32 protein-coding genes are annotated in these 17,920 nt (G+C 47.6%); 28 read left to right on the top strand and 4 right to left on the bottom strand.

The genetic code is table 11. The features are described from left to right. Positions 1 to 15 precede the first annotated feature (15 nt). The 28 genes from rplD to PCO85_20700 all read left to right on the top strand — a co-directional run bounded on the left by rplD (position 16) and on the right by PCO85_20700 (position 13,535). A complete protein-coding gene (gene rplD, locus PCO85_20835; protein WJV53563.1) occupies positions 16 to 621 on the top strand; it encodes a 50S ribosomal protein L4 in 606 nt (201 codons plus the stop codon). Continuing rightward, positions 618 to 920, top strand: coding sequence for a 50S ribosomal protein L23 (gene rplW, locus PCO85_20830; GenBank protein ID WJV53562.1), 303 nt, complete (start codon positions 618 to 620; stop codon positions 918 to 920). Before rplD ends, rplW begins: the two co-directional genes overlap by 4 nt. A 19-nt stretch (positions 921 to 939) precedes the next feature. After that, positions 940 to 1,761, top strand: coding sequence for a 50S ribosomal protein L2 (rplB, locus tag PCO85_20825; GenBank protein ID WJV53561.1), 822 nt, complete (start codon positions 940 to 942; stop codon positions 1,759 to 1,761). Positions 1,762 to 1,777: 16 nt separating this feature from the next. Beyond that, a complete protein-coding gene (gene rpsS, locus PCO85_20820; GenBank protein WJV53560.1) occupies positions 1,778 to 2,056 on the top strand; it encodes a 30S ribosomal protein S19 in 279 nt (92 codons plus the stop codon). 14 nt (positions 2,057 to 2,070) lie between these two features. Next, positions 2,071 to 2,403: a 50S ribosomal protein L22 gene (gene rplV, locus PCO85_20815; protein WJV53559.1), complete on the top strand. Its 333-nt coding sequence runs from the start codon at positions 2,071 to 2,073 to the stop codon at positions 2,401 to 2,403. Between the two features lie 17 nt (positions 2,404 to 2,420). Further along, positions 2,421 to 3,122: a 30S ribosomal protein S3 gene (gene rpsC / locus PCO85_20810; protein WJV53558.1), complete on the top strand. Its 702-nt coding sequence runs from the start codon at positions 2,421 to 2,423 to the stop codon at positions 3,120 to 3,122. 12 nt (positions 3,123 to 3,134) lie between these two features. Continuing rightward, on the top strand, positions 3,135 to 3,545 hold the full coding sequence (gene rplP, locus PCO85_20805) for a 50S ribosomal protein L16 (protein WJV53557.1): 411 nt from the start codon (positions 3,135 to 3,137) through the stop codon (positions 3,543 to 3,545). Further along, positions 3,545 to 3,736, top strand: a complete 192-nt coding sequence (rpmC, locus tag PCO85_20800; GenBank protein WJV53556.1) for a 50S ribosomal protein L29 — start codon at positions 3,545 to 3,547, stop codon at positions 3,734 to 3,736. Before rplP ends, rpmC begins: the two co-directional genes overlap by 1 nt. Beyond that, positions 3,736 to 3,990, top strand: coding sequence for a 30S ribosomal protein S17 (gene rpsQ, locus PCO85_20795; GenBank protein WJV53555.1), 255 nt, complete (start codon positions 3,736 to 3,738; stop codon positions 3,988 to 3,990). The genes rpmC and rpsQ overlap by 1 nt, the downstream gene beginning before the upstream one ends. Positions 3,991 to 4,161: 171 nt before the next feature. Further along, positions 4,162 to 4,533 carry a 50S ribosomal protein L14 gene (gene rplN / locus PCO85_20790; GenBank protein ID WJV53554.1) on the top strand — a complete coding sequence of 124 codons (372 nt, stop codon included), beginning with the start codon at positions 4,162 to 4,164 and terminating at the stop codon, positions 4,531 to 4,533. Between the two features lie 10 nt (positions 4,534 to 4,543). Next, positions 4,544 to 4,858 carry a 50S ribosomal protein L24 gene (gene rplX / locus PCO85_20785; protein ID WJV53553.1) on the top strand — a complete coding sequence of 105 codons (315 nt, stop codon included), beginning with the start codon at positions 4,544 to 4,546 and terminating at the stop codon, positions 4,856 to 4,858. A 14-nt stretch (positions 4,859 to 4,872) separates the two neighbouring features. Then, positions 4,873 to 5,412 carry a 50S ribosomal protein L5 gene (gene rplE / locus PCO85_20780; protein WJV53552.1) on the top strand — a complete coding sequence of 180 codons (540 nt, stop codon included), beginning with the start codon at positions 4,873 to 4,875 and terminating at the stop codon, positions 5,410 to 5,412. A 13-nt stretch (positions 5,413 to 5,425) separates the two neighbouring features. Next, positions 5,426 to 5,731, top strand: coding sequence for a 30S ribosomal protein S14 (rpsN, locus tag PCO85_20775; protein WJV53551.1), 306 nt, complete (start codon positions 5,426 to 5,428; stop codon positions 5,729 to 5,731). A gap of 33 nt (positions 5,732 to 5,764) precedes the next feature. Next, positions 5,765 to 6,157 (top strand): 30S ribosomal protein S8, encoded by a 393-nt coding sequence (gene rpsH / locus PCO85_20770; protein ID WJV53550.1) that lies wholly within the window; start codon positions 5,765 to 5,767, stop codon positions 6,155 to 6,157. 13 nt (positions 6,158 to 6,170) lie between these two features. After that, complete coding sequence (gene rplF, locus PCO85_20765; GenBank protein ID WJV53549.1) at positions 6,171 to 6,704, top strand: 50S ribosomal protein L6; 534 nt, start codon at positions 6,171 to 6,173, stop codon at positions 6,702 to 6,704. Positions 6,705 to 6,713: 9 nt separating this feature from the next. Continuing rightward, positions 6,714 to 7,067: a 50S ribosomal protein L18 gene (gene rplR, locus PCO85_20760; protein WJV53548.1), complete on the top strand. Its 354-nt coding sequence runs from the start codon at positions 6,714 to 6,716 to the stop codon at positions 7,065 to 7,067. Positions 7,068 to 7,081: 14 nt separating this feature from the next. After that, on the top strand, positions 7,082 to 7,582 hold the full coding sequence (gene rpsE / locus PCO85_20755) for a 30S ribosomal protein S5 (protein WJV53547.1): 501 nt from the start codon (positions 7,082 to 7,084) through the stop codon (positions 7,580 to 7,582). A 6-nt stretch (positions 7,583 to 7,588) separates the two neighbouring features. Beyond that, complete coding sequence (gene rpmD / locus PCO85_20750) at positions 7,589 to 7,768, top strand: 50S ribosomal protein L30 (GenBank protein ID WJV53546.1); 180 nt, start codon at positions 7,589 to 7,591, stop codon at positions 7,766 to 7,768. Positions 7,769 to 7,771: 3 nt separating this feature from the next. Continuing rightward, positions 7,772 to 8,206 carry a 50S ribosomal protein L15 gene (gene rplO / locus PCO85_20745; protein WJV53545.1) on the top strand — a complete coding sequence of 145 codons (435 nt, stop codon included), beginning with the start codon at positions 7,772 to 7,774 and terminating at the stop codon, positions 8,204 to 8,206. A gap of 7 nt (positions 8,207 to 8,213) precedes the next feature. After that, the gene (gene secY / locus PCO85_20740) at positions 8,214 to 9,545 is read left to right on the top strand and encodes a preprotein translocase subunit SecY (GenBank protein ID WJV53544.1); all 1,332 of its coding nucleotides are present in this window, start codon (positions 8,214 to 8,216) and stop codon (positions 9,543 to 9,545) included. 34 nt (positions 9,546 to 9,579) lie between these two features. Further along, entirely contained in the window at positions 9,580 to 9,696 is a 117-nt protein-coding gene (rpmJ, locus tag PCO85_20735) for a 50S ribosomal protein L36 (GenBank protein ID WJV53543.1), read from the top strand. Positions 9,697 to 9,841: 145 nt separating this feature from the next. Next, positions 9,842 to 10,198: a 30S ribosomal protein S13 gene (gene rpsM, locus PCO85_20730; protein ID WJV53542.1), complete on the top strand. Its 357-nt coding sequence runs from the start codon at positions 9,842 to 9,844 to the stop codon at positions 10,196 to 10,198. A gap of 16 nt (positions 10,199 to 10,214) precedes the next feature. Beyond that, positions 10,215 to 10,604 carry a 30S ribosomal protein S11 gene (gene rpsK / locus PCO85_20725; GenBank protein ID WJV53541.1) on the top strand — a complete coding sequence of 130 codons (390 nt, stop codon included), beginning with the start codon at positions 10,215 to 10,217 and terminating at the stop codon, positions 10,602 to 10,604. Between the two features lie 30 nt (positions 10,605 to 10,634). Next, the gene (rpsD, locus tag PCO85_20720) at positions 10,635 to 11,255 is read left to right on the top strand and encodes a 30S ribosomal protein S4 (GenBank protein ID WJV53540.1); all 621 of its coding nucleotides are present in this window, start codon (positions 10,635 to 10,637) and stop codon (positions 11,253 to 11,255) included. Between the two features lie 25 nt (positions 11,256 to 11,280). Then, the gene (rpoA, locus tag PCO85_20715; GenBank protein ID WJV53539.1) at positions 11,281 to 12,270 is read left to right on the top strand and encodes a DNA-directed RNA polymerase subunit alpha; all 990 of its coding nucleotides are present in this window, start codon (positions 11,281 to 11,283) and stop codon (positions 12,268 to 12,270) included. 40 nt (positions 12,271 to 12,310) lie between these two features. Next, entirely contained in the window at positions 12,311 to 12,703 is a 393-nt protein-coding gene (gene rplQ, locus PCO85_20710; GenBank protein ID WJV53538.1) for a 50S ribosomal protein L17, read from the top strand. Positions 12,704 to 12,838: 135 nt separating this feature from the next. Continuing rightward, complete coding sequence (locus tag PCO85_20705) at positions 12,839 to 13,219, top strand: DUF1992 domain-containing protein (GenBank protein ID WJV53537.1); 381 nt, start codon at positions 12,839 to 12,841, stop codon at positions 13,217 to 13,219. A gap of 85 nt (positions 13,220 to 13,304) precedes the next feature. Further along, entirely contained in the window at positions 13,305 to 13,535 is a 231-nt protein-coding gene (locus tag PCO85_20700; protein WJV53536.1) for a ribosome alternative rescue factor ArfA, read from the top strand. Positions 13,536 to 13,660: 125 nt separating this feature from the next. Here PCO85_20700 and mscL read toward each other — a convergent pair whose 3' ends face one another. The 4 genes from mscL to fmt form a co-directional block, all read right to left on the bottom strand. Continuing rightward, positions 13,661 to 14,071 (bottom strand): large-conductance mechanosensitive channel protein MscL, encoded by a 411-nt coding sequence (gene mscL, locus PCO85_20695; GenBank protein WJV53535.1) that lies wholly within the window; start codon positions 14,069 to 14,071, stop codon positions 13,661 to 13,663. Between the two features lie 106 nt (positions 14,072 to 14,177). Beyond that, on the bottom strand, positions 14,178 to 15,554 hold the full coding sequence (gene trkA, locus PCO85_20690; protein WJV53534.1) for a Trk system potassium transporter TrkA: 1,377 nt from the start codon (positions 15,552 to 15,554) through the stop codon (positions 14,178 to 14,180). A 49-nt stretch (positions 15,555 to 15,603) separates the two neighbouring features. Beyond that, the gene (gene rsmB / locus PCO85_20685) at positions 15,604 to 16,893 is read right to left on the bottom strand and encodes a 16S rRNA (cytosine(967)-C(5))-methyltransferase RsmB (protein ID WJV53533.1); all 1,290 of its coding nucleotides are present in this window, start codon (positions 16,891 to 16,893) and stop codon (positions 15,604 to 15,606) included. 60 nt (positions 16,894 to 16,953) lie between these two features. After that, a complete protein-coding gene (fmt, locus tag PCO85_20680) occupies positions 16,954 to 17,895 on the bottom strand; it encodes a methionyl-tRNA formyltransferase (protein ID WJV53532.1) in 942 nt (313 codons plus the stop codon). Between the last annotated feature and the right edge of the window lie 25 nt (positions 17,896 to 17,920).

Raw genomic sequence — 17,920 nt, 5'->3', positions numbered from 1 at the left:
GTCGAGGAGATAGGAATGGAATTGGTATTGAAAGACGCGCAAAGCGCGCTGACTGTTTCCGAAACTACCTTCGGGCGTGATTTCAATGAAGCGCTAGTTCACCAGGTTGTTGTTGCTTATGCAGCAGGTGCCCGTCAAGGTACTCGCGCTCAGAAGACCCGCGCTGAAGTAGTTGGTTCCGGTAAGAAACCGTGGCGTCAGAAAGGTACTGGCCGTGCTCGTGCAGGCTCTATCAAGAGCCCGATCTGGCGTTCCGGTGGTGTAACCTTTGCTGCCAAGCCTCAGGACCATAGTCAGAAAGTTAATAAGAAGATGTACCGCGGCGCGCTGAAAAGCATTTTGTCTGAATTGGTACGTCAGGATCGTCTGATCGTTGTCGAACAGTTCTCTGTAGAAGCACCGAAAACCAAACTATTGGCTCAGAAACTGAAAGACATGGCGCTGGAAGATGTGCTGATCATCACAGGTGAACTGGATGAAAATCTGTTCCTGGCCGCACGTAACCTGTACAAGGTTGACGTACGCGATGTAGCAGGTATCGACCCGGTTAGCCTGATCGCCTTCGACAAAGTAGTCATGACTGCTGATGCTGTTAAGCAAGTTGAGGAGATGCTGGCATGATTCGTGAAGAACGTCTGCTGAAAGTATTGCGCGCGCCGCACGTTTCTGAAAAAGCGTCTACTGCGATGGAAAAAAATAACACCATCGTGCTCAAAGTTGCTAAAGACGCGACTAAAGCAGAGATCAAAGCTGCCGTACAGAAACTGTTCGAAGTCGAAGTCAATGATGTCCGTACCTTGATTGTTAAAGGCAAGGTTAAACGTCATGGACAACGTATCGGTCGTCGTAGCGACTGGAAAAAAGCTTACGTCACCCTGAAAGAAGGCCAGAATCTGGACTTCATTGGCGGCGCAGAGTAAGTCGGAGGAGTAAAGAACAATGGCAATTGTTAAGTGTAAACCGACATCTCCGGGTCGTCGCCACGTTGTTAAAGTGGTTAACCCTGAGCTGCACAAGGGCAAACCATATGCCCCATTGCTGGAAAAAAACAGCAAAACCGGTGGCCGTAACAACAATGGCCGCATCACCACCCGTCATATCGGTGGTGGTCACAAGCAGCTGTATCGTATTGTTGACTTTAAACGTAACAAAGACGGTATCCCGGCTGTTGTCGAGCGTCTGGAGTATGATCCGAACCGTTCTGCCAACATCGCGTTGGTTTTGTACAAAGATGGCGAACGTCGTTACATCCTAGCGCCGAAAGGCCTGAAAGCGGGTGATCAGATTCAGTCTGGTGTTGATGCTGCAATCAAAACGGGCAACACACTGCCGATGCGTAACATCCCAGTGGGTTCAACGGTTCACAACGTAGAAATGAAACCAGGTAAAGGCGGCCAATTGGCTCGTTCTGCTGGTGCTTACGTTCAGATCGTTGCTCGTGAAGGTGCTTACGTTACCTTGCGTCTGCGCTCAGGTGAAATGCGTAAAATTGAGTCTGACTGTCGCGCTACGTTAGGTGAAGTTGGTAACGCTGAGCATATGTTGCGGGTTCTGGGTAAAGCAGGTGCTGCTCGCTGGCGTGGTATTCGTCCTACTGTTCGTGGTACGGCGATGAACCCGGTAGATCACCCACATGGTGGTGGTGAAGGTCGTAACTTTGGTAAGCACCCGGTTACCCCGTGGGGCATTCAGACCAAAGGTAAGAAGACCCGCAGCAATAAGCGTACTGATAAATTCATCGTACGTCGCCGTACTAAATAATTTTAGAGGATAAGCCATGCCACGTTCTCTCAAGAAAGGTCCATTTATTGACCTGCACTTGCTGAAGAAGGTAGAGAAAGCGGTGGAAAGCGGTGACAAGAAGCCTTTGCGCACTTGGTCCCGTCGTTCAACGATCTTTCCAAACATGATCGGTTTGACCATCGCTGTCCATAATGGTCGTCAGCACGTTCCGGTATTCATTTCTGATGAAATGGTCGGCCACAAGCTGGGTGAGTTCGCACCGACCCGTACTTATCGCGGCCATGCGGCCGATAAAAAGGCTAAAAAGCGCTAAGGTAGGAGGAAGAGATGGAAACTATCGCTAAACATCGCCACGCTCGTTCTTCTGCTCAAAAGGTACGCCTGGTGGCTGACCTGATTCGCGGTAAGAAAGTGTCGCAAGCTCTGGATATTCTGGCCTATACCAACAAGAAAGCTGCTGGTTTGGTTAAAAAAATACTGGAGTCTGCCATTGCTAACGCAGAACACAACGATGGCGCTGACATTGATGATCTGAAAGTTGCGAAAATCTTCGTTGACGAAGGCCCTAGCATGAAGCGCATTATGCCGCGTGCCAAAGGTCGTGCGGATCGCATCCTGAAGCGTACCAGCCACATTACTGTGGTTGTGTCCGATCGCTGAGACTCTGGAGACTAGCAATGGGTCAGAAAGTACATCCTAATGGTATTCGCCTGGGTATTGTCAAACCTTGGAACTCTACCTGGTATGCGAATACCAAAGAATTCGCTGACAACCTGGACGGCGACTTTAAAGTTCGTAAATACCTGACGAAGGAACTGGAGAAGGCTTCCGTTTCTCGTATCGTTATCGAACGTCCGGCAAAAAGTATACGTGTAACCATTCATACTGCCCGCCCGGGGATCGTTATCGGTAAAAAAGGTGAAGATGTTGAAAAATTGCGCAAAGTCGTAGCGGATATCGCTGGCGTACCTGCACAAATCAACATCGCTGAAGTTCGTAAACCTGAACTGGACGCAAAACTGGTTGCTGACAGCATTACTTCTCAGCTGGAACGTCGTGTTATGTTCCGTCGAGCTATGAAGCGTGCAGTACAGAACGCTATGCGCCTGGGCGCTAAAGGTATCAAGGTTGAAGTAAGTGGCCGTTTGGGCGGCGCTGAAATTGCGCGTACCGAATGGTACCGCGAAGGTCGTGTTCCGTTGCATACACTGCGTGCGGATATCGATTACAACACTTCCGAAGCGCACACCACTTATGGTGTTATCGGTGTGAAGGTATGGATCTTCAAAGGTGAGATCCTGGGTGGTATGGCTGCCGTTGAACAACCGGAAAAACCGGCTGCTCAACCTAAAAAGCAGCAGCGTAAAGGCCGCAAGTAAGGAGAGTCGCTGATGTTACAACCAAAGCGTACAAAATTCCGTAAGATGCACAAAGGCCGCAACCGCGGTCTGGCTGCTGGTACGGATGTTAGCTTCGGCACTTTCGGTCTGAAAGCTGTTGGCCGCGGTCGCCTGACTGCTCGTCAAATCGAAGCTGCACGTCGTGCTATGACTCGTGCTGTAAAGCGTCAAGGTAAGATCTGGATCCGTGTATTCCCGGACAAACCGATCACCGAAAAGCCGCTGGAAGTGCGTATGGGTAAAGGTAAAGGTAACGTAGAATATTGGGTTGCCTTGATTCAGCCAGGTAAAGTCCTGTACGAGATGGACGGTGTGCCGGAAGAGTTAGCCCGTGAGGCATTCCAACTGGCAGCAGCGAAACTGCCGATCAAAACCACCTTTGTAACTAAGACGGTGATGTAATGAAAGCACAAGAGCTGCGTGAAAAGAGCGTTGAAGAGCTGAACACTGAGTTGCTTGAACTGCTGCGCGAACAATTTAATCTGCGCATGCAGACAGCAAGTGGTCAACTACAACAAACTCACCTGTTGAAACAAGTGCGTCGTAATGTTGCACGTGTTAAGACTTTACTGACTGAGAAGGCGGGTGCGTAATGACCGATAAAATCCGTACTCTGCAAGGTCGTGTTGTTAGCGACAAAATGGAGAAATCCATGGTTGTTGCGATCGAACGTTTCGTGAAACACCCGCTTTACGGTAAATTCATTAGACGTACGACTAAGCTGCACGTACATGACGAGAACAACGAATGTGGTATTGGTGACGTGGTTGAAATCCGCGAATGCCGCCCACTGTCCAAAACAAAATCTTGGACGTTGGTTCGCGTTGTAGAGAAAGCGATTCTGTAATACAGTGAGCGCTCTCAAATAGGATAAACGGCTCAAGTATCTGGGCCGTTTATTTTTTCTACCCATAGTAAAGAAGCAGTGTTATAATGCTGCGCCTTCAATTATGGGGGCTTTTTTAACGACCTATTCTGGGTCCTATAAAGTAGTAGTTGACATTAGCGGAGCACTAACATGATCCAAGAACAGACTATGCTGAATGTGGCCGACAACTCCGGTGCACGTCGCGTAATGTGTATCAAGGTTCTAGGTGGCTCGCACCGTCGCTACGCAGGCGTCGGCGATATCATCAAAATTACCATCAAGGAAGCAATTCCCCGCGGTAAGGTGAAAAAAGGCGATGTGCTGAAGGCGGTTGTGGTGCGCACCAAGAAGGGTGTTCGTCGCCCGGACGGTTCTGTCATTCGCTTCGATGGAAATGCTTGCGTTATTTTAAATAATAACAGTGAACAGCCTATCGGTACGCGTATTTTTGGGCCGGTAACTCGTGAACTCCGTAATGAGAAGTTCATGAAAATTATCTCTCTGGCACCAGAAGTACTTTAAGGAGCGAATCATGGCAGCGAAGATCCGTCGTGATGACGAAGTTATTGTGCTAACCGGTAAAGATAAAGGTAAGCGCGGTAAGGTAAAAAATGTTCTGTCTTCTAGTAAGGTCATTATTGAAGGTATCAATCTGGTTAAGAAACATCAGAAGCCGGTTCCGGCTCTGAATCAACCAGGTGGCATCGTTGAAAAAGAAGCTGCAATTCAGGTTTCTAACGTTGCAATCTTCAATGCGGCTACTGGCAAGGCTGACCGTGTAGGCTTTAGATTCGAAGAGGGCAAAAAAGTCCGCTTCTTTAAATCTAATAGCGAAACTATCAAGTAATTTGGAGTAGTACGATGGCGAAACTGCATGATTACTACAAAGACGAAGTAGTTAAAAAACTGATGACTCAGTTTAGCTACAATTCTGTCATGCAAGTCCCTCGGGTCGAGAAGATCACCCTGAACATGGGTGTGGGTGAAGCGATTGCTGACAAAAAACTGCTGGATAATGCAGCAGCCGACCTGACAGCAATCTCCGGTCAAAAACCGTTTATCACCAAAGCACGCAAATCTGTTGCAGGCTTCAAAATCCGCCAGGGCTATCCGATCGGCTGTAAAGTAACTCTGCGTGGTGAACGCATGTGGGAGTTCCTTGAGCGCCTGATTTCTATTGCTGTTCCACGTATTCGTGACTTCCGTGGCTTGTCTGCCAAGTCATTCGATGGTCGTGGTAACTACAGCATGGGCGTGCGTGAGCAGATCATCTTCCCGGAAATCGATTATGACAAAGTCGATCGCGTTCGTGGTTTGGATATAACCATTACCACCACTGCGAAATCCGATGATGAAGGCCGTGCTCTGCTGGCTGCCTTTAACTTCCCGTTCCGCAAGTAAGGTAGGGTTACTAATGGCTAAGCAATCCATGAAAGCACGCGAAGTCAAACGCGTGAAGTTGGCTGACAAATTCTTCGCAAAGCGCGTTGAACTGAAAGCTATTATCTCTGACGTGAATGCTTCTGACGAAGATCGTTGGGATGCTGTTCTGAAGCTGCAGACTCTGCCGCGTGATTCCAGCCCGTCCCGTCAGCGTAACCGCTGCCGCCAGACTGGTCGTCCGCACGCTTTCCTGCGGAAGTTCGGGTTGAGCCGTATTAAGGTCCGTGAAGCCGCCATGCGCGGTGAAATCCCGGGTCTGAGAAAGGCTAGCTGGTAATTGTCACCAATTGAATCACGGGAGTAAAGACAGATGAGCATGCAAGATCCGATCGCGGATATGCTGACCCGTATCCGTAACGGTCAGGCCGCGAACAAAGTTGCGGTCACCATGCCTTCCTCCAAGCTGAAAGTGGCAATTGCCAACGTGCTGAAGGAAGAAGGCTTTATCGAAAATTTCAAAATTGAAGGCGACACCAAGCCTGTTCTGGAATTGGTACTTAAGTATTTCCAGGGCAAAGCTGTGGTAGAAAGCATTCAGCGTATTAGCCGCCCAGGTCTGCGCATCTACAAACGTAAAGATGAGCTGCCAAAAGTTATGGCTGGCTTGGGTATTGCAGTCGTTTCTACCTCTAAAGGTGTTATGACTGATCGTGCAGCTCGCCAGGCAGGTCTTGGTGGCGAGATTATCTGCTACGTAGCTTAATCGGGAGGAAAGAATGTCTCGTGTTGCAAAAGCACCCGTCGTCATTCCTGTCGGCGTAGAGGTAAAACTCAACGGTCAGGTTATTTCGATCAAGGGTAAAAACGGCGAGCTGACTCGTAAGATCCATGATGCCGTAGATGTTAAACAGGCTGATAACGTACTGACTTTCGCTCCGCGCGAAGGCTTCGTTGACGGTTGGGCCCAGGCTGGGACCACTCGTGCACTGTTAAACGGAATGGTTGTTGGTGTTACCGAAGGCTTCACCAAGAAGCTGCAATTGGTAGGTGTTGGTTACCGTGCTGCTGTTAAAGGCAATGTGGTAAATCTGGCTCTTGGGTTTTCTCATCCAGTTGACCATGCCCTACCAGCAGGTGTGAGTGCCGAATGTCCGTCTCAGACTGAAATTGTGCTGAAAGGCGCAGATAAACAGCTGGTCGGTCAAGTGGCGGCAGACCTGCGTGCTTACCGTCGTCCTGAGCCTTATAAAGGCAAGGGTGTTCGTTACGCCGACGAAGTCGTGCGTACCAAAGAGGCTAAGAAGAAGTAAGGTAACACTATGGATAAGAAATCAGCCCGTATCCGTCGTGCGACCCGCGCACGTCGCAAATTCCAGGAACTGGGTGCGACTCGTCTGGTGGTACATCGTACCCCTCGCCATATTTATGCGCAGGTTATCGCACCGAACGGTTCTGAAGTCCTGGTAGCCGCTTCGACTGTAGAAAAGGCTATCTCTGAACAACTGAAGTCCACTGGTAACAAAGATGCCGCTGCAACTGTAGGTAAAACTATTGCTCAGCGTGCTCTGGAAAAAGGCATCAAAGATGTTGCTTTTGACCGTTCCGGTTTCCAATATCATGGTCGAGTCCAGGCACTGGCAGATGCTGCCCGTGAAGCTGGCCTTCAGTTCTAAGGTAGAGGTGTAAGATGTCTCACATCGAGAAACAAGCTGGCGAACTGCAGGAAAAGCTGATCGCGGTAAATCGCGTATCTAAAACCGTTAAGGGTGGTCGTATTTTTAGCTTCACCGCACTAACTGTAGTGGGTGATGGTAACGGCCGCGTTGGTTTTGGTTACGGTAAAGCACGCGAAGTTCCGGCAGCGATCCAGAAAGCGATGGAAAAAGCTCGTCGCAATATGATGAATGTCGCGCTGAACAACGGCACTCTGCAGCACCCAGTTAAAGGTGCTCATACAGGGTCTCGCGTGTTCATGCAGCCAGCTTCCGAAGGTACCGGTATTATTGCCGGTGGCGCAATGCGCGCCGTACTAGAAGTTGCAGGGGTTCACAACGTATTGGCCAAGGCCTATGGTTCTACTAACCCGATTAACGTGGTTCGTGCAACTATTGCTGCCTTGGAAGATATGAAGTCCCCGGAAATGGTCGCTGCCAAGCGTGGTAAATCCGTTGAAGAAATTCTGGGGTAATTAACCATGGCAAAGACTATTAAAATTACTCAAACCCGTAGTGCAATCGGTCGTCTGCCGAAACATAAGGCGACACTGCTTGGCCTGGGTCTACGTCGTATTGGCCACACCGTTGAGCGTGAAGATACTCCCGCTGTTCGTGGTATGGTCAACGCGGTTTCCTACATGGTTAAAGTGGAGGAGTAACAGATGCGTTTAAATACTCTGTCTCCGGCCGAAGGTGCTAAACATGCACCAAAGCGTTTAGGTCGTGGTATTGGCTCTGGAACGGGCAAAACCGGCGGTCGTGGTCACAAAGGTCAGAAATCTCGTTCTGGCGGTGGTGTACGTCGTGGTTTTGAAGGTGGTCAGATGCCTTTATATCGTCGTTTGCCGAAATTTGGCTTCACTTCTCGCAAAGCAATGATTACGGCAGAAATTCGTTTGTCTGATCTGGCTCGTGTAGAAGGCGATGTTGTTGACCTGAATACGCTAAAAGCCGCTAACGTCATTGGCGTCCAGATTGAATTTGCGAAAGTAATTCTGTCAGGCGAAGTTGCTCGCCCGGTAACGATCCGTGGTCTGCGTGTCACTAAAGGTGCTCGTACTGCTATCGAAACTGCTGGCGGTAAAATTGAGGAATAAGTAGCAGATGGCTAAGCAACCAGGATTAGATTTTCAAAGTGCTAAAGGCGGAGTTGGCGAACTGAAGCGCAGACTATTGTTTGTTATCGGTGCGTTGATTGTTTTCCGCATTGGCTCTTTTATTCCCATTCCTGGTATTGATGCCACTGTGCTTGCCAAATTGCTCGAGCAACAGAGAGGCACCATCATTGAAATGTTTAATATGTTCTCTGGTGGTGCTCTCAGTCGTGCTTCTATCTTTGCTCTGGGGATCATGCCGTATATTTCGGCATCCATTATTATCCAGTTGCTGACAGTTGTGCACCCAGCTCTGGCGGAGATAAAGAAAGAAGGGGAAGCTGGACGTCGTAAGATAAGTCAGTATACCCGTTATGGTACGCTAGTATTGGGTATATTCCAGTCAATCGGTATAGCTACCGGTTTGCCGAATATGCCAGGGATGCAAGGTTTGGTGATTAATCCAGGTCTTGCATTCTACTTTACCGCTGTTGTGAGTCTGGTTACAGGAACTATGTTCCTTATGTGGCTAGGTGAACAGATTACTGAACGAGGTATCGGAAACGGTATTTCTATAATAATCTTTGCTGGTATTGTCGCGGGTTTACCGCCAGCTATTGGCCATACTATCGAGCAAGCGCGGCAAGGCGATCTGCACTTCCTCCTGTTGCTGTTGGTTGCAGTTTTAGTGTTTGCAGTGACCTTCTTTGTTGTATTTATTGAGCGTGGTCAACGTCGTATTGTCGTTAATTATGCTAAACGTCAACAAGGGCGTCGCGTTTACGCAGCACAGAGTACGCATTTACCGCTGAAAGTGAATATGGCAGGCGTAATACCAGCTATTTTTGCTTCTAGTATTATTCTGTTCCCAGCAACGATTGCATCTTGGTTTGGGGGCGGTACCGGTTGGAACTGGTTGACAACGATTTCTATGTATTTGCAGCCTGGACAACCGCTTTATGTGCTACTCTATGCGTCTGCAATCATCTTCTTCTGTTTCTTTTACACGGCGTTGGTTTTCAACCCACGTGAAACAGCAGATAACCTGAAGAAGTCCGGTGCATTCGTGCCAGGAATTCGTCCGGGAGAGCAAACGGCGAAGTATATCGATAAGGTAATGACTCGTCTGACATTAATCGGTGCGATGTATATTACTTTTATCTGCCTCATCCCGGAGTTCATGCGTGACGCAATGAAGGTACCTTTCTATTTTGGCGGTACTTCATTACTTATTGTTGTTGTTGTCATCATGGACTTTATGGCTCAAGTGCAAACTCTGTTGATGTCAAGTCAGTATGAGTCTGCATTGAAGAAAGCAAACCTGAAAGGCTATAACCGCTAATCAGGGTAAGCTTGAGAAGTTACGGAGAGTAAAAATGAAAGTTCGTGCTTCCGTCAAGAAATTATGTCGTAACTGTAAGATCGTTAAGCGTAACGGTGTCGTTCGTGTCATCTGCAGTGCCGAGCCGAAGCATAAGCAGCGTCAAGGCTGATTATCTCACATATTTTTCTTGCAAAGTTGGGTTGAGCTGGCTAGATTAGCCAGCCGATCTTTTGTATGTAACTGCAATATCATTTGAGTATCCTGAAACGGGCTTTTCAGAGTGGTATTGCTGTATAAAATTGTAGGAGTGCATAGTGGCCCGTATAGCAGGCATTAACATTCCTGATCATAAACATACCGTTATTGCGTTAACCGCTATTTACGGTGTCGGTAGAATCCGTTCTAAGTCTATTTGTGCAGCAACGGGTATTGCCGAAGATGTTAAGATCAGTGAGCTGTCTGAAGAGCAAATCGATAAGCTACGTGACGAAGTCGCCAAGTTTGTTGTCGAAGGTGATCTGCGTCGTGAAGTTACCCTGAGCATCAAGCGTCTTATGGATCTTGGTACTTATCGTGGTTTGCGTCATCGTCGTGGTCTACCGGTGCGCGGTCAGCGTACCAAGACTAACGCCCGTACCCGTAAGGGTCCGCGCAAACCGATCAAGAAATAATCGGGGTGATTGAATAATGGCAAAGGCACCTATTCGTGCACGTAAGCGTGTAAGAAAGCAAGTCTCTGACGGTGTGGCTCATATCCATGCTTCTTTCAACAACACCATCGTTACCATTACTGATCGTCAGGGTAATGCATTGGGTTGGGCAACTGCCGGTGGTTCCGGTTTCCGTGGTTCTCGAAAATCCACTCCGTTCGCCGCTCAGGTAGCAGCAGAGCGCTGTGCTGAAGCAGTGAAAGAGTACGGTATCAAGAATCTGGAAGTTATGGTTAAAGGACCTGGTCCGGGCCGTGAGTCTACTATCCGCGCGTTGAACGCGGCTGGTTTTCGCATCACTAATATTACTGATGTGACTCCGATCCCTCATAACGGTTGTCGTCCGCCGAAAAAGCGTCGCGTATAACGCTGCTTTTAGGATTGTTGGAGAAAGAAAATGGCAAGATATTTGGGTCCTAAGCTCAAGCTGAGCCGTCGTGAAGGCACCGACCTGTTTCTAAAGTCTGGTGTTCGTGCGATCGATTCCAAGTGTAAAATTGAACAAGCTCCTGGCCAGCATGGCGCACGTAAGCCGCGTCTGTCTGACTATGGTGTGCAGTTGCGTGAAAAGCAAAAAGTCCGTCGTATCTACGGTGTGCTTGAACGCCAGTTCCGTAACTATTACAAAGAAGCAGCTCGTCTGAAAGGCAACACAGGTGCAAACCTGCTGCAATTGCTTGAAGGCCGTCTGGATAACGTCGTTTATCGTATGGGTTTTGGTGCTACTCGTGCGGAAGCACGCCAGTTGGTTAGCCACAAAGCTATCATGGTAAATGGTCGTGTTGTTAACATTGCTTCTTATCAGGTATCTCCGAATGATGTAGTTAGCATCCGTGAGAAAGCTAAAAAGCAGTCTCGCGTTAAGGCTGCTCTGGAGCTGGCTGAGCAGCGTGAAAAGCCAACTTGGCTGGAAGTTGATGCTGCCAAGATGGAAGGTATGTTCAAGCGTAATCCTGAACGTACTGATCTGTCTGCTGACATTAATGAACACCTGATCGTCGAGCTTTACTCTAAGTAAGGCTTAGTACCAAAGAGAGGACACAATGCAGGGTTCTGTGACAGAGTTTCTAAAACCGCGCCTGGTAGATATCGAGCAAGTCAGTTCGACGCACGCCAAGGTGACCCTTGAGCCGTTAGAGCGGGGCTTTGGCCATACTCTTGGCAACGCACTGCGCCGTATTCTGCTTTCATCCATGCCAGGTTGCGCGGTGACCGAGGTTGAGATTGATGGTGTACTACATGAGTACAGCACCAAAGAAGGCGTACAGGAAGATATCCTGGAAATCCTGCTCAACCTGAAAGGGCTGGCGGTGAAAGTTCAAGGAAAAGATGAAGTTATTCTTACCTTGAATAAATCTGGCATTGGCCCTGTGACTGCCGCCGACATTACACATGATGGTGATGTCGAAATCGTCAAGCCACAGCATGTAATTTGCCATCTGACCGATGAAAACGCGAATATTAATATGCGTATTAAAGTTCAGCGTGGTCGTGGTTACGTGCCGGCATCTGCCCGTATTCATACGGAAGAAGATGAGCGCCCAATTGGTCGTTTGTTAGTCGATGCTTGCTACAGCCCTGTTGAGCGTATCGCTTACAATGTTGAAGCAGCTCGAGTAGAACAACGTACCGACTTGGATAAGCTGGTCATCGAAATGGAAACCAACGGTACGATCGATCCTGAAGAATCGATCCGCCGTGCGGCAACCATTCTGGCTGAACAATTGGAAGCTTTTGTTGACTTACGTGATGTACGTCAACCAGAAGTGAAAGAAGAAAAGCCAGAATTCGATCCGATCCTGCTGCGCCCTGTTGACGATCTGGAATTGACTGTCCGCTCTGCTAACTGCCTCAAGGCAGAAGCTATCCACTACATCGGTGATCTGGTGCAACGTACCGAGGTTGAGTTGCTGAAAACGCCGAACCTGGGTAAGAAATCTCTTACTGAGATTAAAGACGTGCTGGCTTCCCGTGGCTTATCACTAGGCATGCGCCTGGAGAATTGGCCGCCTGCAAGCATTGCCGATGAGTAACCAGATCACAGGTTAAGGTTTTACTGAGAAGGATAAGGTCATGCGCCATCGTAAGAGTGGTCGTCAACTGAACCGTAACAGCAGCCATCGTCAGGCTATGTTCCGTAACATGGCTGGTTCTTTGGTTCGTCATGAGATTATCAAGACGACCTTGCCGAAAGCAAAAGAGCTGCGTCGTGTTGTTGAACCGCTGATTACTCTTGCCAAGACCGACAGCGTTGCTAATCGTCGTCTGGCATTTGCACGTACTCGTGATAACGAGATCGTGGCTAAACTGTTTAATGAATTGGGCCCGCGTTTTGCGAGCCGTGCTGGTGGTTACACTCGTATTCTTAAGTGTGGCTTCCGTGCAGGCGACAATGCGCCGATGGCATACATCGAGCTCGTTGATCGCGCCGCTTCTCAAACAGAAGAAGTCGCTACTGCAGAGTAAAATCTGTGCTAGCGTAAAAAAGCCGGGGAAACCCGGTTTTTTTACGTCTAAATGTCATGTCTTTTCTTATCTTTGCTAAATTTCTGCGTTATCCTTCTATTACTGTCTTTTGATAATGTCTCGTAGGAGAAGGCCATGTTTCTTATTGATGAATGGGCTGAGAGGCACATTGTCGAAGCCCAATTGAAAGGAGAGTTTGATAATTTATCTGGTTGTGGAAGACCGCTCCAGCTTGATGATAATAGTGCCGTTCCTGAAGAGTTACGATCAGCATTTCATTTACTTAAAAATGCCGGGTACCTTCCACAGGAACTGTTGGACCGTAAAGAGGCCTTAACACTCATTCAACTGTTGCAGGAAATTAATCCTGAGCATCCTGAACATGACAAACTCAACAAACAGATTCGGCTTTTGGAGTTACGTTTACAACAGGCAGGAATGAGTACTGACTTTTTAAGAACCCGGTATCAATCAGCAATAAGTGATAAGTTGCTTAGCTCTTCTCAAAAGTCTTAGAGTAGATTAAATATACTGTGAGTGTTTAGTTTACGAACAGCAGCGTTCGTAATCTGTATTTACTAATAATGTGTCAGGAGTAATCATGTCTAATTATCGGCATACAAAAGGGCAAATCAATAATAATGCAATTGAAGCACTGCTTCACGATCCTTTATTCCGCCAAAGGGTTGAGAAAAATATGAAGGGGAAAGGAAGTTATCAACGGAAAGGAAAACATAAAAAATTTAATGGCAATAACTGGGAGGCCAGTGGTAAAAATCAGAAAATTTTTACCACTGGCCTTCTGTTTACCACTGGCCTTCTGATTGTGTAAATCAGTACGTAGGTGTTTTGCTCGGCCTATGATACTCCATTTTTTATTTCCTTTATTGTCTTCTGAATAATTCTCTTGATATGGGCATTAGAATTTCAAACACGCTAATGTCGTTACGATTAAGACTATTGCTTGGCCTGTTGCTTAAGTAAATCGCGAATTTCTATGAGTAATTTCTCTTCTGCATTGGGTTCAGCGGGCATTTTTGGTTTCTCTTCCTGTTTATGATGCATGCTATTTATCAGTTTGACCAAAGCAAAAATAGCAAAGGCAACAATAATAAAATCAAAGACATTCTGAATAAAAGTACCGTAGTTTATGACAACCTCAGGGGTATTGTTCTGTGCTTGACGCAATATAAAGTGAAAGTGCTTAACGTCGATGCCAGCAATAAGCAATCCCAAAGGGGGCATAATAATGTCAGAGACTAGTGATGAGATAATTTTACCAAACGCTGAGCCAACAATGACCCCTACCGCCAAGTCAATAACATTGCCACGCATGGCAAATTCACGGAATTCTTTAATAAAATTCATTTGGGCTCTCCCGACAATATCTATGTCAATTCTAACAAGGGGTGGTCGATTTGCCAGCAAGATAGATGTATGGCCGTTGAGGTAGTCGACAACGGCCTGATCGTGATTACAAGAAGAAAGGGCTGGGTTGGAATAAGCGTTCTACTTCTGGAACATACTTTTTGTCGGTCAAGAACATAATGACATGGTCACCTTGCTCAATGTGTGTATTGTGGTTAGCGATGATGACATCATCACCTCTTACAATTGCACCGATGGTTGTTCCTGGTGGGAGTTTGATATCTTCAATCATGCGTCCAACTACTTTTGATGTTCCTTCATCACCATGAGCGATGGCCTCGATGGCTTCAGCCACACCTCGGCGTAATGATGAGACGCTGATAATATCCGCTTTACGAACATGTCCCAGTAAAGCTGAAATAGTCGCTTGTTGTGGAGATATAGCGACATCAATAACACTTCCTTGTACCAGATCGATATAAGCTCTGCGCTGGATCAAAACCATTACCTTTTTGGCACCCATCCGTTTAGCGAGCATGGCAGACATAATATTCGCTTCATCATCGTTAGTGATAGCGATGAAAACGTCAATTTGTTCAACATGCTCTTGGGTCAGAAGTTCCTGATCGGAAGCATCACCATGAAAGACGATGGTATTTTGTAGCCGTTCTGCGAGCTCTGCCGCCCGTTGTGTATCTTTCTCTATCAGTTTTACACTGTAGTCTCGTTCCAGCTTCATAGCCAAACCAAGACCCACGTTACCACCACCTACGATCATGATTCGTTTGTAGGGTTTTTCCAGCCGCTGTAACTCGCTCATTACTGCGCGAATATGTTGTGATGCGGCAACAAAAAATACTTCATCACCTGCTTCAATGATAGTCGATCCCTGAGGGCGGATAGGACGATCCTGTCGGAAAATAGCTGCAACTCGTGTTTCAATATGTGGCATATGTTCGCGCATAGAGGAAATGGCATTGCCCACTAACGGCCCGCCATAATAAGCATTAACGGCAGCAATACTTACTTTTCCTTCTGCAAAAGTCACTACCTGCAGCGCACCAGGATATTCGATTAGTTTATAGATATTATCGATCACCAACTGTTCTGGAGAAATCAGATGATCGATGGGAACGGCCTCGGGCGTGAACAGTTGATCCGCCTCGCGTATATAGTCAGCTGAGCGAATGCGAGCGATACGATTAGGGGTATTAAATAGTGAGTAAGCAATTTGGCAGGCTATCATGTTTGTTTCGTCAGAATTGGTGACGGCAACTAGCATGTCTGCATCTTCTGCGCCTGCTTCACGCAATACCCGTGGATGAGATGCATAGCCAGTGACAACGCGGAGATCGAATTTATCCTGAAGCTGACGTAAGCGGGCCGTATTGGTATCAACAACAGTAATATCGTTGTTTTCTCCCGATAAATTTTCTGCCAGTGTTCCACCGACCTGACCAGCACCAAGAATAATAATCTTCATAGTTATTTTTGCCGTGTGTTTTGAGACTCAGATAATACTGGAACCAATGTCAGCGTTTTACCAGCTTCGCATAAAAGAAACCATCCCCGCCATCTGAAGAGGGCAGCTTCTGAATTCCTGGATGATCATGATCACCCGTATCGACCAAATCAGCATCGGGGTGACGGCCAAGGAATGCTGAAATTTGCATGTGGTTTTCTTCTGGCAAGATGGAGCAGGTCGCGTAAACAAGCGTGCCCCCAGGTTTTAGTCGTGGCCAGATAGCTTCCAGAATCTCCTGTTGTAAGATGGTCAGCTCGACAATATCACTATCCCGTCGTAACCACTTGATATCAGGATGACGTCTAATCACACCCGTTGCTGAGCAGGGAGCATCTAACAGAATACGATCGAAAGTTCTGTCGCCACACCAGGCGGTCGGTGTTCTGCCATCTCCTTGTTTCAGCTCTGCATACAACTGTAGGCGTTGCAGATTTTCTTTGACTCGTGCCAGGCGCTGTTCGTCAATATCAACGGCAAGTACATGTGATTTGGGAGCAGCTTCAAGAATATGGGTGGTTTTCCCTCCGGGCGCAGCGCATAAATCAAGGATTGACTCACCATCTTCAGGAGCTAGCCAGTGTATACAACCTTGCGCTGATGCATCTTGTATTGTTACCCATCCTTGATTGAAGCCTGGCAGATTCGTTACTGCGCAAGGAGCCATTAGCCTTATAGCATCTGGATAGTCGGCGCTCTGACTTGCCTCAATGCCGTTTTGCTGTAGTAAAGACAGATATTCATTACGTTGGTGATGTAGACGGTTGACCCTTAGCCACATTGGAGGGTGTTGATTATTCGCTTCAACAATGTTTTTCCAATCAGCCGGATAGACGGTCTTAATGCGGTTCAGCAGCCACTTAGGATGTAAATACCGGGCATCATTGTTTTCCAGCCTTTGCAGTAATTCTTCCCGTTGACGCTGAAATTGCCGTAACACTCCATTAATCAAACCTTTTAACTGCGGGCGTTTTAATGCTGTCGCACCGTTGACCGTCTCGGCGAGTGCGGCATGGGGAGGTATACGCGTGTAAAGTAATTGGTAGATACCAATCATAAGTAAATAATGTAATACCCTTTGTTTGCCGGTAAGTGGTTTTGCCATTAACTGCTGAATGCACCACTCTAGTTGTGGTAGGGCTCTCAGCACGCCGAAACAAAGTTCTTGCAATAAACCACGGTCCTTTTCTGAGATATCGCGTTGATAGATAGGTAATACATTACTAAGCGATTGCCCTTGGTCCAGAACCTGGGCGATAACTTTTGCTGCGATACTGCGGAGGTTATATGTACTTTTCATTGTTTCAGCAACGGTATGTGAAGTGAGATGTACCGGTATGTGCACCGGTACCAATGGGAATCAGGCAAGTACGCGGCCTGGAGTAAACCACTCTCGGCGTGAATTCAGCAGATCCTGAACCGGCATGGTTTTTTTGCCAGAGGGTTGTAATACCAGAATATTTAACAGACCGTTGGCAGTGGCGATCTGAATGCCTGTTTTATCCGCCTTTATTACAGTGCCAGGCTGAGCATGATGATCCATTTTGAGGGCTTCAGCTTTCCACACTTTTACTGGTTGGCCATCAATCATAAAATAGCTGACTGGCCATGGATTAAAGGCCCTGATGCAGCGTGCCAGTTGTTCTGCTGAAAGTTGCCAATCTAACAGCGCTTCTTCTTTACTAAGCTTGTCGGCATAGGTCGCCAGCACATCATTTTGCATTTCGGGTTCGGTCTGAGATGCAGCCAACTGACTCAATGTCGTCAGTAACCCCTGTGGTCCCAGCTCAGCCAGTTTGTCATAGAGTGTGGCGCTGGTATCTTCCGGAAGAATGGCACATTCAATTTTGTGCAACATGGCTCCAGTATCTAATCCGGCGTCCATTTGCATAATGGTTACGCCGGTCAGTTTATCCCCTGCCCATAATGCACGTTGTATGGGCGCGGCACCACGCCAGCGCGGTAATAATGAGCCGTGGACATTGATACAACCTAAACGAGGCATATCCAGCACTGCCTGTGGTAAGAGTAGTCCATAAGCAACAACAACCATTATGTCGGCATTGAGCGCTGCGACCAGTTGCTGATTCTCGACAGGGCGCAAGGATTTCGGCTGAAAAACCGGGATGCCATGTTGTTCAGCCAGCAATTTTACCGGACTGGCTGTGAGTTTATTTCCACGTCCGGCAGGCCTGTCTGGCTGAGTAAATACGCCAATAACGTCATGCTCAGACAAAAGCAGCGCGTTGAGGTGACGCGCTGCGAAATCGGGAGTACCTGCAAAAATAATACGTAATGACACGTGATTTCCTGCCTGGAAAAGAGTG

The organism is Prodigiosinella aquatilis (assembly GCA_030388725.1).
Lineage (GTDB): Bacteria > Pseudomonadota > Gammaproteobacteria > Enterobacterales > Enterobacteriaceae > Prodigiosinella > Prodigiosinella aquatilis.
Note: the sequence above shows the minus strand (reverse complement) of the source record. Positions and strands in the feature narration are given on the sequence as shown.